At 57.0% G+C, this 14,824-nt stretch carries 11 protein-coding genes; 3 read left to right on the top strand and 8 right to left on the bottom strand.

Features of this window, described 5'->3' with window-relative positions:
• Nucleotides 1-16 precede the first annotated feature (16 nt).
• On the bottom strand, nt 17-559 hold the full coding sequence (gene idi / locus AAGR22_RS07880) for an isopentenyl-diphosphate Delta-isomerase (protein ID WP_345831199.1): 543 nt from the start codon (nt 557-559) through the stop codon (nt 17-19).
• A 446-nt stretch (nt 560-1,005) separates the two neighbouring features.
• Between idi and AAGR22_RS07875 the strand changes: the two genes are divergently transcribed.
• Nucleotides 1,006-1,305: an NINE protein gene (locus tag AAGR22_RS07875; protein ID WP_345831198.1), complete on the top strand. Its 300-nt coding sequence runs from the start codon at nt 1,006-1,008 to the stop codon at nt 1,303-1,305.
• 1,916 nt (nt 1,306-3,221) lie between these two features.
• Here the strand turns inward: AAGR22_RS07875 and AAGR22_RS07870 are convergent.
• The 3 genes from AAGR22_RS07870 to bglX form a co-directional block, all read right to left on the bottom strand.
• On the bottom strand, nt 3,222-4,331 hold the full coding sequence (locus AAGR22_RS07870; RefSeq protein ID WP_345831197.1) for a suppressor of fused domain protein: 1,110 nt from the start codon (nt 4,329-4,331) through the stop codon (nt 3,222-3,224).
• A gap of 119 nt (nt 4,332-4,450) precedes the next feature.
• Nucleotides 4,451-5,320 (bottom strand): oxygenase MpaB family protein, encoded by an 870-nt coding sequence (locus tag AAGR22_RS07865; RefSeq protein WP_345831196.1) that lies wholly within the window; start codon nt 5,318-5,320, stop codon nt 4,451-4,453.
• A 101-nt stretch (nt 5,321-5,421) separates the two neighbouring features.
• Entirely contained in the window at nt 5,422-7,719 is a 2,298-nt protein-coding gene (gene bglX, locus AAGR22_RS07860; protein ID WP_345831195.1) for a beta-glucosidase BglX, read from the bottom strand.
• A gap of 194 nt (nt 7,720-7,913) precedes the next feature.
• Here bglX and dld point away from each other — a divergent pair, with 194 nt between their 5' ends.
• The gene (gene dld / locus AAGR22_RS07855) at nt 7,914-9,647 is read left to right on the top strand and encodes a D-lactate dehydrogenase (RefSeq protein ID WP_345831194.1); all 1,734 of its coding nucleotides are present in this window, start codon (nt 7,914-7,916) and stop codon (nt 9,645-9,647) included.
• On the opposite strand, the gene AAGR22_RS07850 is transcribed toward dld, so the two are convergent.
• Nucleotides 9,598-9,816, bottom strand: a complete 219-nt coding sequence (locus tag AAGR22_RS07850) for a hypothetical protein (RefSeq protein WP_345831193.1) — start codon at nt 9,814-9,816, stop codon at nt 9,598-9,600. The genes dld and AAGR22_RS07850 overlap by 50 nt on opposite strands.
• A gap of 1 nt (nt 9,817) precedes the next feature.
• Nucleotides 9,818-12,262: a DUF3772 domain-containing protein gene (locus AAGR22_RS07845; RefSeq protein ID WP_345831192.1), complete on the bottom strand. Its 2,445-nt coding sequence runs from the start codon at nt 12,260-12,262 to the stop codon at nt 9,818-9,820.
• 196 nt (nt 12,263-12,458) lie between these two features.
• On the opposite strand from AAGR22_RS07845, the gene AAGR22_RS07840 reads away from it, so the two are divergent.
• Entirely contained in the window at nt 12,459-12,998 is a 540-nt protein-coding gene (locus tag AAGR22_RS07840) for an N-acetyltransferase family protein (protein ID WP_345831191.1), read from the top strand.
• A 4-nt stretch (nt 12,999-13,002) separates the two neighbouring features.
• On the opposite strand, the gene pbpG is transcribed toward AAGR22_RS07840, so the two are convergent.
• The gene (pbpG, locus tag AAGR22_RS07835) at nt 13,003-13,950 is read right to left on the bottom strand and encodes a D-alanyl-D-alanine endopeptidase (RefSeq protein ID WP_067702571.1); all 948 of its coding nucleotides are present in this window, start codon (nt 13,948-13,950) and stop codon (nt 13,003-13,005) included.
• A 174-nt stretch (nt 13,951-14,124) separates the two neighbouring features.
• Entirely contained in the window at nt 14,125-14,715 is a 591-nt protein-coding gene (locus tag AAGR22_RS07830) for a Yip1 family protein (RefSeq protein ID WP_067702568.1), read from the bottom strand.
• Nucleotides 14,716-14,824: the final 109 nt, after the last annotated feature.

Below are 14,824 nucleotides of genomic sequence, written 5' to 3'. Positions count from 1 at the left end.
GCGTAGGGCCGGAACGTTATCCGGCCATCTGTTTTTGGCTAAACTGCTGAAGCTGGGCGGGAATACGGGAGAAGGTGTGCAGAAACCACGGCGTAAAGCGCTCGGGATGTTGCACCATCTCATTTTCCAGCTCGCTCAGTGAGATGTAGCGGTAGGCTTCCGCTTCATCGGCATTCATCTGCGGCAGCTCATCGCTAATAGCGAAAAAAACGTGGCCGTACTCGTGTTCAGTCAGACCGTTACTGAGCGGGAGGTTGTAGCTCAGTTCAAATACCGGTTCCAGCGACAGGCGCATGCCCATCTCTTCGCGCAGGCGTCGCTCGGCGGCGTGGCGGGTCGCTTCTTCCGGGTAAGGATGACCGCAGGTGGTGTTACTCCACAGGCCGCCGCAGTGGTATTTCCCACTGGCGCGCTGCTGTAGCAGCAGTTGATGACGCGAGTTGAAGATATAGACGGTCACCGCACGATGCAGCAGTCCCTTTTCATGCACCTCCAGCTTTTCCATGCGGCCGGTAGGGCGATCGTGACGATCGACCAGTATCACTTCGATTGCAGACATTCGCCCTCCTTAAGATAATTCCCAGTTAGTGTGGCACATCTTTTTAACCTGATGACGTAAAATTCGTGCGAAATGAGAAAGGTTACGCAACTTTAGCAGGATTGCGCGAGTAGAGACGCCAATCGCGAGAGAGCGGAGGGTGAATCCGGTCACCGTAAAGTATTGCTGCGCGGGTGTCATCCCACGGGCAGGATCATATCCAGACCCGCGGGTAGTACCGGAGAGTTTTTATCGCGCCACGTAATATTTGTATTTGCATCGATTGCCATTTTGATATGATGGCTGCCGATAATTTAGCCGGACAGGATAAGTAGAATAATGCCCCTTGTCTGCGAATTATCCAGGGGCGAAATACGTAAGGTTTTTTTGTCCTGTTGGTATTAAGAAATTTCTAACCGGTGCCGATAACGGGAAAGTTAATTTTAATTTATTAAATGGAGGTTTATATGTCTGGGATGGTTTTTTGCCGGGGTTGCGGTAAAGAAATTCACAGTTCTGCCAGAGCTTGTCCACATTGTGGCGCAACGCAGGGTGCGGTGACAGGAGAAAAGAGCCGGATTGCAGCAGCGCTGTTAGCCTTTTTCCTTGGCGCATTTGGCGTTCACAAGTTTTATCTTGGCCGTGTTGGGCAGGGTTTTCTCTATCTGATTTTTTGCTGGACGTTCATTCCGGCGCTGATCGCCTTTTTTGAGTTTATTATTTACCTTTGCACATCTGATGAGAATTTCGCCAAAAAATACGGCTGATTGGTCAGGGCAACATAATTATCAACCGCGCTGAATTGCATTATATCTGGGTGGTTGTGCAGGCTGGAATTTCTGCTGTGCCGGTGGATAATCCCTGCGGGTGACGGTGAGTTGTGCAGGCTGGGATTTTTGCTGTGTCGGTGGATAATCCCTGCGGGTGCCGGGCGTCCTCGCGCCACGCTTCGCATGGTGCCTTTGGCTCCGGCTCCAGGCCGGACGGCCCGGTCGCGAGCGGGCATCCCTGCCCGCCGCTCCCTGAGTGCAGCATCCCTGCTGCCCTCGCCTGGCCTTCCGTCTGCGCCGCAGCGCTGCGGAATGCCCGTCACCCGCAGGGATTATCCACCTCTCAGGCTTCTGGGCCGCTTTAAGTAAAACCGTTTATCTGTCCGCAGGTTTCCGAGCCTATCCCCGTTAAGGTTTGCTCTCGCGCAGGATTCAGCTCACTTGTCGATTTAGTTTTTGGTGCCGCTATTCAGGTCATTTATCTGCACCACGAAAAAACCAGTCACAATAAACTGTGCACTCTCAGTCTTCTGATTTTCTTCATATCCCAACTATTTTGGTAATTGCATATTTCCTGTACGCATTCAAACCTGCCTGGGATTGCCTGTCCGACACCGCCCTTACCCGCAGCCAGCACAATGCAATAAGCCAGCGGGTGGGGCCCGGTGACAGGCATTCCGCAGCGCTGAGCGCAGGGAGGAAGACCCGGATGGGCCAGCAGGGATGCTGGCACAAGGGCATGCCGGGAAAGGGATGTCACGTCATGCCCGATCCGAAAGGTCGACGAGCGGAGCGAAGGCACCGCGCGAAGCGCGGCGTGAGGACCGCCTGGCACCGGGCAACACCCGTTGGCGACACCCCAGGCCTGTGCAGCACCGTGCACCACGCGTAAGCGACGGCACCAGGCCTTCAGCCAGCCAGCCGCCGTTCGTTGGCGACATCCCGGATCCTGGCCATATCGGTCACTGCCCGCAAACGGTATCCACGGCCTTTACAGCATCAGGCATAACCCACAGGCTACGGCCCTGAGGCTTTGGCAAAGAGGTTGTCTGATTGCAGAGTTCTCTCCGCTTTCAAACCTGCCTGGGATTGCCTGTCCGAAACCGCCCTTACCTACAGCCTGCACAATGCAAAAGGAGCCAGCGGGTGGGACCCGGTGACAGGCATTCCGCAGCGCTGAGCGGAGAGAGGAAGACCCGGATGGGCCAGCAGGGGGGCTGGCACCGGGCAACACCCGTTGGCGACCATAGGGGCCTCTGTCGCACCGTGCACCACCCGTAAGCGACGGCACCAGGCCTTCAGCCAGCCAGCCGCCGTTCGTTGGCGACATCCCGGATCCTGGCCATATCGGTCACTGCCCGCAAACGGTATCCACGTCCTTTGCGGCATCAGGCATAACCCACAGGCTACGGCCCTAAGCGTTTGGCAAGGAGGTTGTCTGATTGCCGAGTTCTCTCCGCTTTCAAACCTGCCTGGGATTGCCTGTCCGAAACCGCCCTTACCTACAGCCTGCACAATGCAAAGGAGCCAGCGGGTGGGGCCCGGTGACAGGCATTCCGCAGCGCTGAGTGAAGAGAGGAAGACCCGGATGGGCCAGCAGGGAGGCTGGCACAAGGGCATGCCGGGACAGGGATGTCACGTCATGACCGCTCCGAAAGGTCGACGTGCGGAGCGAAGGCACCGCGCCACGCGCGGCGCGAGGACCGCCTGACACCGGGCACCACACGTTGGCGACCACCCCAGCCTTGCCGCGCCAGACACCGGGCACCGCACGTTGGCGACCACCCCAGCCTAGCCGCGCCAGACACCGGGCACCACACGTTGGCGACCACCCCAGCCTTGCCGCGCCAGGCACCGGGCACAACCCCCAGGTGACAGCACTAAGCCAGTAACGCGCAAGGCAATGCCCGTGCTTAACTCTCTGGATCGACAATCTGCTGGCGCGGCCGGAAAATATGACCGGCACCGGATTGCATCAGCCGCTCAACCAACTGATAACCCCCATTCTCATCGGCCTGCGCAAACTCACGCTCGGTAGTGGTCACCGGCGTTGCCCAAAACAAATTAACCTTATCACCTTCGCGCTTAGGTAAGGCAAACTGCCCCTCCTCACGCCCCAGCTCACCCGACAGCAGAAAACCTTCAAAACCCACCGGCGCGACCGCTGACTCCAGCGTATGCCCCTCCCCCAGCCAGCTAAGCCGTGCCCAGGGGAAATGTGCGAAACCTGCCAGCGCACTGGCCATCTGCACCGCGTTCTCCTCGGTCATCACCTCGGCATCAATCGCCATCGCCAGCTCGGCGCGGCGATACTGTGGGGCCAGCTCCTGATACAGATAATCGACCCAGGGCATCGGGCGAATGCTCATCCCCAACGTCAGGAAAAACCAGCTCCCCTGATGATAGTGCTGGGAAATGGCCATCGGCGGCCAGCTCCCCTGATCGATAGCATAATACTTAAGGGACTCGCCGTAGTGGGATTCGTAACACTTAAGCAAATCGCGCTGCATGGGCTCCCACAGATGTGCGTCGTGCCAGTCACGCCAGAAAAGACGGTTTTTTTCAGCCTGGGCGTAATTATCATTGGTCGAAGCCGACCCCAGCGGCGCGGTCAGACGGTTTTCCTTAATGCACCCGGCCGAAAAGCTCACCTGCTTATTCTGATACAGACTCCAGCCCGGGATCACGGCCAGCAGCTGTCCCTGATACCAAAGCGCCGCACCGTCATCGGACGGTTCCCAAATAATTTGTAAACCAGCAGGGTCCAAAGCAGGTTCCGCCTCCAGCGTGCGACAGAAGCTGGCGCTTAACAGCGGTGCTATCCCCTGCTCCATGGCCTCTACGTCTTCGCGGGCAGGTGCAGGCAGAAGATTACGTAGCCAGCAGCCGCGTACGGCAAACTGACTGCGAAAAGACTCGGCGGGCCACAGGTAGAAATAAGCCGTGCGCTCATCCTGTTCAACCCTGGCGATCAGCGTTTGTTGCTGATTAGCCACTTCAGCAATCAGGTACGACGGTCTCATATAGCCTCGACGATGGTGGGAAGGATCCCTTTTCCGGAGAATAGAGCAGGATGTCCTGTTACGCCACGTCACAACAAGAGGAAGAGTCTCAAAGTCTTCCTTAGCGCCCGATGTATCGCTTAATCACGCCCCATGCGCTGCATTGCCCGATGATAGGCCCCGCGACGGATACACCAGCGCAGAACACCGGCAAGCAGGACAAGGCGCTGGCGAATCAACCGATGCCTCAGCGGCGAGAAGCGAAAGCCAAATGCCTGCTGTGCCCATTCGGGAAGCAGTTCAATACCGGCCATCATCATCGCGTGCATCGCGGGCTTTGCCTGCCAGCTGGGTGCAGGGGCATTCATCAGCAGAGCAAGCACTTCACGGGTACGCGCATCGCAGCGCAGTTGGGGCCGTATTCGCTCCAGATAGTCCTCTACCGCCGCGACCGTTTTCGGCACCTCCTCCGCGCCCAGCGCTTCTGCGACCCTCGCCGCTTCCGCATAGTAGCGGTCCTGCTCTGCCAGACTCAGCTGCGGGTTTTTATAGCGCAGATGGGCGGCGAGAAAGCGGCTGGTTTCAGCCACGTGAACCCAGGTCAGCAGTGCCGGATCGCTGGCGGCGTAAGGCGTACCCGCGGCGTCTACGCCGGTCACCTGGAGATGGATGCGTTTCACCCGCTCAATCAGCGTAGCGGCGTCCTGGGTGTTCCCAAAGGTGGTCACGGCAATAAACTGGCTGGTCCGCCGCAGGCGACCCATCATATCCTCCCGGAAGCGGGAGTGATCCCAGACGCCCGCCAGCGCCAGCGGATGCAGCATCTGCATCAGCAGGGCTGATATGCCGCCGCACAGCATTGACGAGAAGTCGCCGTGAACGCGCCAGATTACGCTGTCCGGGCCGTAAAGGCCCGGGTCGCCAGCCGGTTGAGAGAGATCAAATTCATTCATTGCCAGCCCGTTCAGGCGAAAGACCTGCTGCTGGATCCTGTCGCGAACCGAAAGCATAGGGGTTCCTGATTAATGCGGAGTCAAAATAATAAGGGGCGAAAATTTCGCCCCTTATCCCGGCCATAAACGTTGTGCTATGGCTGATTTACCTGCAGAGATTACGGGTAAGTGAACTCTGCATTCTGCGTCCGAACCGAGTCCAGTCCAATCATCACGTCGAATTTGCCTGGCTCAGCAACATACTGCATCTTCGCATTCCAGAAGCTCAGCGCCTGCACGTCGATCGGGAACGTCACCCGTTGTGATTCGCCCGCCTTCAGCATGATGCGCTTAAAGCCCTTCAGCTCTTTGACCGGTCTGCTGATGCTGGCGATGTCGTCATGCAGATACATCTGCACCACCGTGGCGCCGTCACGCTTACCGGTATTGGTAACCGTGACGCTGGCGTTCACCGTACCGTTATGCGGCAGGGTTGGCGCAGACATCACCACTGGGGACACCGTAAAGGTGGTGTAGCTCAGACCATAGCCGAACGGAAACAGCGGACCGTTAGCCGCATCATAGTAATGCGAGGTGTACTTATTCGGCTTGTTGGCATCGTAAGGACGCCCGGTATTAAGGTGATTATAGTAAATCGGGATTTGACCCACCGAGCGGGGAAACGATATCGGCAGCTTGCCAGAGGGATTGTAGTCGCCAAAAAGCACGTCGGCGATGGCATTTCCGCCCTCGGTGCCGCTGAACCAGGTCTCCAGCAGCGCATCGGCCTGCATATTCTCCTTCACCAGCGCCAGCGGTCGACCGTTCATCAGAACCAGCACCAGCGGCTTGCCGGTCGCTTTCAGCGCATCGATCAGCGCCAGCTGGCTGGGAGGAATGGTAATGTCGCTGCGGCTTGAGGCCTCATGCGCCATGCCCTGGGCTTCGCCGACCACCGCAATAACCACATCCGCTTTCCTGGCGGTGGCAACCGCCTCATCCAGCATTTGCTGCGGGGTACGCGCGTCGACCGTCACCGCCTTTTCATACAGATTGAGGAAATCCTGGATGCCTTTGTTATCGGTCACGTTAGCGCCCTTGGCATACAGTACCGTTGCCTTACCAGCCGTCGCGTTTTTCAGCCCCTGCAGCACGCTCACCGACTGTGCAGCAACGCCCGCCGCCGACCAGCTCCCCATAATGTCCCGCTGGCTGTCGGCCAGCGGCCCAATCAGCGCAAGGGTACCGGACTTTTTCAGCGGCAGCGTATCAAGACGGTTTTTCAGCAGCACGATGCTCTTACGCGCCACATCACGCGCCTCTGCCCGGTGCAAACGGCTTTCGGCGTTGGTATCGGCAGGGTCGCTCTCTTTGGGCCCAAGATGGCTGTAAGGGTTATTAAACAGCCCCATGTCATATTTGACGTTAAGCACGTGGCGGACGGCGTCGTCGATCTCGTTTTCACTTACCGCCCCGCGTTTTACCAGGCCCGGCAGGTACTTACTGTAGTATTCATCACTCATGCTCATATTGACGCCGGACTGAATCGCAATGCGCACCGCGTCTTCCGGATCGCTGGCGACCCCATGCTTGATCAGCTCTTTAATCGCCCCGTGGTCGCTAATGGTAATGCCCTTAAACTTCCACTCATTGCGCAGCAGATCTTTTAGCAGCCAGCCGTCCGCCGTGGCGGGCACGCCGTTTAGCGAGTTAAGCGCCACCATCACGCCCCCGCTTCCCGCATCCAGCGCGGCTTTATAAGGCGGCAGATAGTCCTGCGCCAGACGCTGCGGGCTCATATCGACCGTGTTGTAGTCGCGGCCGCCCTCTACTGCGCCATAGGCCGCAAAGTGTTTTACGCTGGTCATCACCGAATAGCGATCCGCCGGGCTTTTACCCTGCATGGATTCAACCATCGCCCGCCCCATTGCCGAGGTCAGAAAGGTGTCTTCTCCGAACCCTTCGGAAACCCGGCCCCAGCGCGGCTCGCGCGTGACGTCGACCATCGGCGCCCAGGTCATGTTCAGGCCATCATCTGCGGCTTCATAAGCCGAGATCCGCCCCACGTCAGCCACCGCCGCCAGATCCCAGCTGGCCGCCAGCGCCAGCGGGATAGGGAAAACGGTGCGCTGGCCGTGCACCACGTCAAAGGCAAAAAAGAGGGGGATTTTCAGGCGACTGAGCTGCATCACCTGATCCTGCATCGCGCGAATATCCTGTCGGGTCACAGTGTTGAAAATCGCCCCCACCTGCTCATGCTGGATCATATCGCGGATAGCCTCTTTCGGATTATCCGGCCCGACGCTTATCAGTCGCAGCTGACCAATTTTTTCATCGAGAGTCATCTTTTTCAGCAGATCGGTCACGAAGGCATCGCGGGCTTGCGGCGTTAAGGCATGGGGAGCCGTAAGGTCCTCAGCTAATGCCGGGTGCAGCACCAGGGCGGCAGCAAGGCTGACAGAGCACATCCATTTCATCAGGTTGGTTTCTCTTAATAACTGCGGAGCAGTGAGTGATTTCACGACAGGACACGGGTACGCCAGTGTGCCATAAGTTGATGATAGCAGATAGTATTCAACCCACTGGCGGGATCGCGATCGACTTTTTTACCCCACCGGCACGCGCGGAGTGGTGCTAAGGTTAAGCGGTGATAATGAAAAGGACAACGCCTATGCTTAATTCTTCACGCCCGGACCCTCAGCAGCTGGTAGCAGAACTGAAGCGCATCGTCGGGCGCGCGCATCTTCTTACCGATCCCGGCGACACTGAACGCTATCGTCGCGGCTTTCGCTCCGGCGAGGGTGACGCGCTGGCGGTGGTTTTTCCCGGTACGCTGCTGGAACAGTGGCGCATTCTACAGGCCTGCGTCAGCGCAGACGTGATTATCCTGATGCAGGCGGCCAATACCGGCCTGACGGAAGGCTCCACGCCGAACGGCAACGACTACGACCGCGATATCGTGATTATCAGCACGCTGAGAATGGACAAAATTCAGCTGCTGGATAAGGGAAAGCAGGTGCTGGCGCTGCCGGGCAGCACGCTCTATCAGCTGGAGAAGCTGCTGAAGCCGCTGGGACGCGAGCCTCATTCGGTGATCGGCTCCTCCTGCATCGGCGCGTCGGTGCTGGGCGGCGTCTGTAATAACTCAGGCGGATCGCTGATTCGCCGTGGCCCCGCCTACAGCGAAATGGCGCTCTACGCGCAGATTGATGCGCAGGGCGCACTGAAGCTGGTGAATCATTTGGGTATCGAACTGGGTAACAGCCCTGAACAGATCCTCAGCCGGCTGGATGATGAAACCTGGCAGCCGGACGATGTCCGCTACGATACGCGCCACGCCTCTGACCATGAGTATGCCGAACGCGTGCGCGATATCGAAGCTGATACGCCTTCGCGCTTTAATGCCGATGCCCGGCGCCTGTACGAAGCATCCGGCTGCGCAGGCAGGCTGGCGCTCTTTGCGGTGCGGCTGGATACCTTCCCCGCTGATACGACTCAGCAGGTTTTCTACATTGGCACCAACGACACAGCCGTGCTGGATACGCTTCGCCGCCATATCCTCAGTGAGTTTCGCGAACTGCCCGTCGCCGGGGAGTATCTGCATCGCGATATCTTCGATATTGCCGAAGTCTATGGCAAAGACACCTTTATGATGATTGACCGCCTCGGCACCGACAAAATGCCGCTGTTCTTCAGCCTGAAGGGCCGCGCCGACGCGCTGCTGAAAAAACTCTCGTTTGTTAAACCCAACTTCACCGATCGGCTGCTACAGAAGTTCGCTAATCTGCTCCCCTCTCCGCTGCCAAAGCGACTTAAGCAGTATCGCGACCGCTTTGAGCATCATCTGATGCTGAAAATGTCCGGTGAAGGTATTGACGAAGCGCGTCGCTATCTTGATGCCTTTTTCCAGCAGGCGGACGGCGCCTTTTTTGAATGCGATAAAGAAGAGGGGGCGAAGGCGTTTCTGCACCGTTTTGCCGCAGCCGGTGCGGCGGTCCGCTATCATGCGGTCCATCACGATGAGGTTGAGGATATTCTGGCGCTGGACATCGCCCTTAAACGCAACGATCGCGACTGGTTCGAGCGCCTGCCAGCCGAATTCGACGATGCGCTGGTACACCGCCTCTATTACGGCCACTTTTTCTGCCACGTATTCCATCAGGATTATATTGTGAAGAAGGGCGTGGACGCCCACGCGCTTAAAGAGAAGATGCTGGCTATTCTGGCGGCGCGCGGCGCTGAGTATCCCGCCGAGCACAACGTCGGCCACCTCTACGAGGCGAAGCCGCAGCTCAGAGCGTTTTATCAGCAGCTCGACCCGACCAACAGTTTTAATCCAGGAATTGGCAAAACCACTAAAGCGAAGCACTGGGCAGCGTGCGGCTGCGAAAGTCACCAGAAGTGAGATAAGTATGCTGACGCTGACTCAGCGTCAGCATCAGCATCAGCATCAGCATCAGCATCAGCATCAGCATCAGCATCAGCATCAGCATCAGCATCAGCAGCTCATTTTGAGCCAGAGTCAGCTTATAAACCAGATTCAGCCACGACGCTGGGCCAGAGCCGGAAGCCATATTATCCTTCAGTCGCTGATCCTTCGGGTTCTTTTACCACCAGATTGCCGTTACGCTGCTCGACGATCATTGTTTGCGGCGTGGAGAGGACCACCCCTTCTTTGCGCAAACGGGTCAGAATATCAAACAGCAGATCGCTCTTGGCACCCGAGACCTGGCGCGGACTGGCGACGTTACCGGTTACCGCCAGCACGATCCCAGCAGAGGTCAGATCCTTGAAGGAGACCGAGGGTTCAGGGGTATCCAGAATGCGCTCATTTTCGTTATAAACGTCCAGCAGCAGATCCCGCACTTTCTCAGGATCGATATCCAGCGGGAAGGTGAGCGTGATGGTGGCCACGCCCTGCGCATTGCCCATGGTGGCGTTACGCACGTTCTGCGAGATCAGCTGTGAGTTAGGCACAATCACCGTTGACTTATCGCCAAGCTGGATTTCGGTCGCGCGCACGTTGATGCGGCGGATATCCCCTTCTATCCCACTGATACTCACCAGGTCGCCCACCTTCACCGGACGCTCGGTCAGCAGGATAAGACCAGAGATAAAGTTCTTCACAATCTCCTGCAGGCCGAAACCGATACCTACCGACAGGGCGCTGACGATCCACGCCAGCTTGTTCCATTGCAGACCCATAATGGAGAGTGCCAGCAGGAACACCACCACGTAGCCAAGGTTGCTGAACAGGGTGATCAGCGAAACGCGCATCCCCACGTCCATGGTGGTCTTCGGCAGAAAGTCATGTTCCAGCCAGCGCTTCACCGAGCGCAGTACGTAAATCCCGACCACCAGACTGAGCAGCGCATTCAGCACGTGCGCCGGGACAATATTCAGCGACTCCAGCCCCTTCCCGCCCCAAAACTCAATGGCTTTTTGCACCAGTTCAATCGGCGTTCCGCTACCGAAGGTGCCGTTCAGTGCGGCCATTGCGGCGGCCAGCACCAGGAACGTTTTACCGATGGCACCCAGCAGGGTCGAAACCTGCGCCAGATGGCGTTCATCAATGTTCAGCGATCGCTGAATGCTTTTACCGGTAGAGGTATTGGTTGAGAAGAAGGTTTCACAGGCATCGGACACCAGCTGGCTGAGAATATAGAATGAGCCGAAAACAATGCCAATCCAGATAAGCTCATAGCTCAGGAAGCGGGCCAGCGTAATGTAACCAATCAGCAGGGTGATCATAATCGCCACGCCTACCAGCGTTATCGCCATCTGGATCAGACCGACCAGCGTCGATTTCGCCTCCGGCTGTGCGCCGGAAAGGATGATTTTGCGGCGCACGCGGTTGGTACGCAGGCTGATGGAGAGCGCCGTTGCGCCAATCAGCAGCGCGGTCAGGCCATTAGCAAAAACGGTGGTGCTGACGCTGGTATTGGCGCTGCTGTTGAGAATTTCGATCGTCTGGAAAACAAACACCAGCACGGCGGTCAGCGGCGGGAAGGGTTTTAAAGCCTGGGCCACTTCGTTAGAGATATTGGGTAAACGCCATGAGGGACGGCGGGTGGATAAAAACGCCCTGCCCAGTCCGGCAATCAGCCCGCATAAAATGCTCAGATTCACCAGCTTATCGGCAAAATCCCTGACGTCGTCCACCACGTTGTCATGGCGGGTAAAGGCCAGATCAAGGAAGTTAAAGGCCAGCACAATAGCCAGCAGGCTGGTCAGCGCGGTCGCGGCGGCCAGGAAGCTGCGGCGCAGGCGCCCTTCGGGCAACAGATTAATCCCCACCCAGGCGAGAAACTGCTCAAGATAGCGGCGCCCCAGCGTGGCGACCAGCACCGACAGCACGAGCCATAGCACGGTGCCCAGGCGCCAGCCGGGTTCCCATGACATCGCCGCCGTTTGCGCCAGTTCGTCACAAAAGTACCTGACCTTCTGGCTGTCATCGCTCTGCGGAGTAAACAGGGGCGACCAGAAATGTGGCCCGAAAATACTGCCCGCGTTAAGCGCCAGCTGCGTTTTCAGCGCGTCCCGACGCAGGTTGACGATCTGCGCCGAAAGGTTAATGGCGCTGCTTTTAATCGACTCTGCCAGGGTGATTTGATCGTCAATTTTGCCTTTCTGGTTTTCCAGATTTCTACGCTTGCTGGTGACCTCACCGGTCTCTTTTACGCCGCTTTGCGGTTTCGGCGGCGGGCCGAGAACCGCCAGCTGCGCCACCAGCTGGGCGCGCTGTGGCGTAATTCCCTGCGTCAGCGTATCGGCGTCGCCGGACAGCTCCAGCGCCATATCATTAAGGGCGCTCAGCTTGCTGTCATTGGTCTCCCCCGATACCTGCTGCTTAATTTTATCGAGGACTTTCTGCATTTTAGGCAGTTCGACGGCGGCATTGACCTTCACCGGCGCGTCCTGACTCTGCCCGGATGCATCATCATCTGCCTGCGCCAGTACCGGAGAGAGTGTCACCAGCGCCAGCAAAAATATGCGAAACCAGGTTAATAACGTAGACATGAACATTTCCAGATATCAAACAATGGATGGTACCGAAGACAGTACCCGTTAAAACCCGCGCCAGTTTAGGCTTTTTCCCAAAACTGATGCTATAGGATTACTCACGAAAATGTGGCGTCATAACGCTTGCCTATGACGTCTTTGTGACGCCTGTATGACAAAATAACAGCAAACTTTAATAGTGGGATGATCTGTTATGTCTGCGTTAAGTCTGATAACCGTCCGCGATGCCGTTGAGAGCGATATGGAGGCAATTACCGCCATTTACGCCTGGCACGTTATTCACGGCTGTGGATCCTTTGAGGAGACGCCACCCGACAGCCATGAAATAGCGTTACGCTATCAAAAAGTGCTCTCGCACGCCCTTCCCTGGCTCTGTGCAGCGCGCGGCGACCAGGTGGTAGGTTACTGCTATGCCACCCAGTATCGCCCCCGTCCCGCCTACCGCTTCACGCTGGAAAACTCTGTCTATATTCACCCTGATTTTAGCGGTCAGGGGGTTGGTACCCTGCTGATGAACAGGCTGATCGAACGTTGTAATGAAGCAGGTTATCATCAGATGCTGGCAATTATTGGCGATGGCGAAAATAACCAGGGTTCGTTTAAATTACATAAAAATCTGGGGTTTGACATCGCGGGTAACTTTCGCAGCGTCGGTTTTAAACAGGGTAAATGGCGAGACACCCTGCTGATGCAAAAAACCTTAACGCCTTCCCCACAGCACAAGGAAGGCTGATGCCCTACTCGACGTCGCTGCCGGCTGCCCCATTGCTGACTATTTCAGCCGCCTTCTGCTTTTTATAGCTTAGCGCAGCGGCAGGAACGGGCGAGGCTTTACCGGTTTCTACCCAGGTACGCAGGCGGTTGGCATCGGCAAAATGGGTATATTTTCCGAACGCATCCATCACCACCAGCGCCACCGGGCGTCGGTTAATCACCGTCCGCATCACCAGGCAGTGTCCCGCCTCATTGGTGAAGCCTGTTTTGGTTAGCTGGATATTCCAGTCGGGGCGATACACCAGGTGATTGGTGTTGCGAAACGGCAGCTGATAGGGAGGATTGCTAAAGGTAGCCATCTCTTCATGTGTGGTACTCAGCTGGCCGATCAGCGGATAGCGCTTCGTGGCGATCAGCAGCCTGGTGAGATCGCGGGCGGTGGAGACGTTTTGCGTCGACAGGCCGGTAGGCTCGACATAATGGGTGTGCATCATGCCCAGCTCGCGCGCTTTCGCATTCATCGCGCGAATAAAAGCATCATAGCCGCCGGGATAGTGGTGGGCCAGACTCGCTGCCGCACGGTTTTCCGAAGACATAAGCGCCAGCAGCATCATATTTTTGCGGCTAATTTCGCTATTCAGGCGCACGCGAGAATAGATACCGCGCATCTCAGGCGTGTGGCTGATATCGACATTAAGCTTCTCATCAAGCGGCAGATGCGCATCGAGCGTCACCATCACCGTCATCAGCTTGGTTATCGACGCCATTGGCCGAACCAGGTCCGGATGGTTAGCGTAAATCACTTTGTTGGTATTAAGATCGACGATCATCGCGCTACCCGAGGCGATCTGTGGCTGCGATACAGGCACAGCATCTGCCTGAAGCGGACGGGCTACGGCCTGATTCAGGATGCCCTGACCAGAAAAAAGTAGAGCTAACGTCAAAAGAGATAAGCGGATTTTCGCAGGCATCGTTAAAAACTTAATCGAAAGGTGATTCTGGTACGGAGAGTCCGTACGCCGCCCCCGCGCAACGGCACTCGGCGGGAGCTGGCCCGCGCATCATACTCTGGAGGATTGAAAATTTACTACAGGATATTCGTTTCCGGGCGTTACCGAATAGCCGCCGGACGCCCGGCGGCGAATTCAGGCTATCAGCCGGTAGCCATAACCCCAGATCACCACGGTCAGGGCCAGTAACACTTCAAAAACCAGGATGCCAATCGCCAGCGTGGAGCCAGAGAAGCGCAGGCTCTCTTCACGATCGATATTCAAAAATAACGGAATGCCAACGTAGAGCAGATAAGCGGTATAGAGCAGCGCCAGCGCGCCCGCCAGTACGCACAGCCACACCAGCGGATAAAGCGCCACCAGGCCACTGATAAATAGCGGCGTACCAACGTAGCCTGCAAACACCGTGCAGCGCTGCAGGCTGGGGCGCTGAGGATACTCCCGCGCCATCCAGTAAATCACCCTTCCCATCAGCGCCACGCCCCCTAAAATAAGCGCATAGAAAAGGATCCCCAACCCGACGGCGGTGGCCAGCGAAAGCATAATGGTATGTCGCGCGCCGAGATCCCAGCCAATCTGCGTGGTACCAATCAGCGCACAGATAACCGGGATCAGCGCCATTAACAAAACATGGTGCGTGTAATGGTGAGAGATCGTTTCGTTCTCTTGCTTAATATCACGCATCTCACGATCGGGATGCGCAAGAAGTCCCCAGACATGGTTCATCTTTTCATTCCTCTGCTATGACGCTTCGACGAGCCTGAGACGTTCAGGCGGTGGATGCTATTGAGTATAAGCGCTGTTTAACTGTTTATTTTCCAGGCAGGGTCTGTTT

Origin of the sequence: Erwinia sp. HDF1-3R (genome assembly GCF_039621855.1) — a bacterium.
Lineage (GTDB): Bacteria > Pseudomonadota > Gammaproteobacteria > Enterobacterales > Enterobacteriaceae > Erwinia.
This window is presented reverse-complemented; position numbering and strand designations above follow the sequence as displayed.

Excerpts from the sequence above, each read along its gene's own strand:
- idi (WP_345831199.1), bottom strand. The coding sequence starts at position 559 with ATGTCTGCAATCGAAGTGATACTGGTCGATCGTCACGATCGCCCTACC.
- AAGR22_RS07875 (WP_345831198.1), top strand. The coding sequence starts at position 1,006 with ATGTCTGGGATGGTTTTTTGCCGGGGTTGCGGTAAAGAAATTCACAGT.
- AAGR22_RS07870 (WP_345831197.1), bottom strand. The coding sequence starts at position 4,331 with ATGAGACCGTCGTACCTGATTGCTGAAGTGGCTAATCAGCAACAAACG.
- AAGR22_RS07865 (WP_345831196.1), bottom strand. The coding sequence starts at position 5,320 with ATGCTTTCGGTTCGCGACAGGATCCAGCAGCAGGTCTTTCGCCTGAAC.
- bglX (WP_345831195.1), bottom strand. The coding sequence starts at position 7,719 with ATGAAATGGATGTGCTCTGTCAGCCTTGCTGCCGCCCTGGTGCTGCAC.
- dld (WP_345831194.1), top strand. The coding sequence starts at position 7,914 with ATGCTTAATTCTTCACGCCCGGACCCTCAGCAGCTGGTAGCAGAACTG.
- AAGR22_RS07850 (WP_345831193.1), bottom strand. The coding sequence starts at position 9,816 with ATGGCTTCCGGCTCTGGCCCAGCGTCGTGGCTGAATCTGGTTTATAAG.
- AAGR22_RS07845 (WP_345831192.1), bottom strand. The coding sequence starts at position 12,262 with ATGTCTACGTTATTAACCTGGTTTCGCATATTTTTGCTGGCGCTGGTG.
- AAGR22_RS07840 (WP_345831191.1), top strand. The coding sequence starts at position 12,459 with ATGTCTGCGTTAAGTCTGATAACCGTCCGCGATGCCGTTGAGAGCGAT.
- pbpG (WP_067702571.1), bottom strand. The coding sequence starts at position 13,950 with ATGCCTGCGAAAATCCGCTTATCTCTTTTGACGTTAGCTCTACTTTTT.
- AAGR22_RS07830 (WP_067702568.1), bottom strand. The coding sequence starts at position 14,715 with ATGAACCATGTCTGGGGACTTCTTGCGCATCCCGATCGTGAGATGCGT.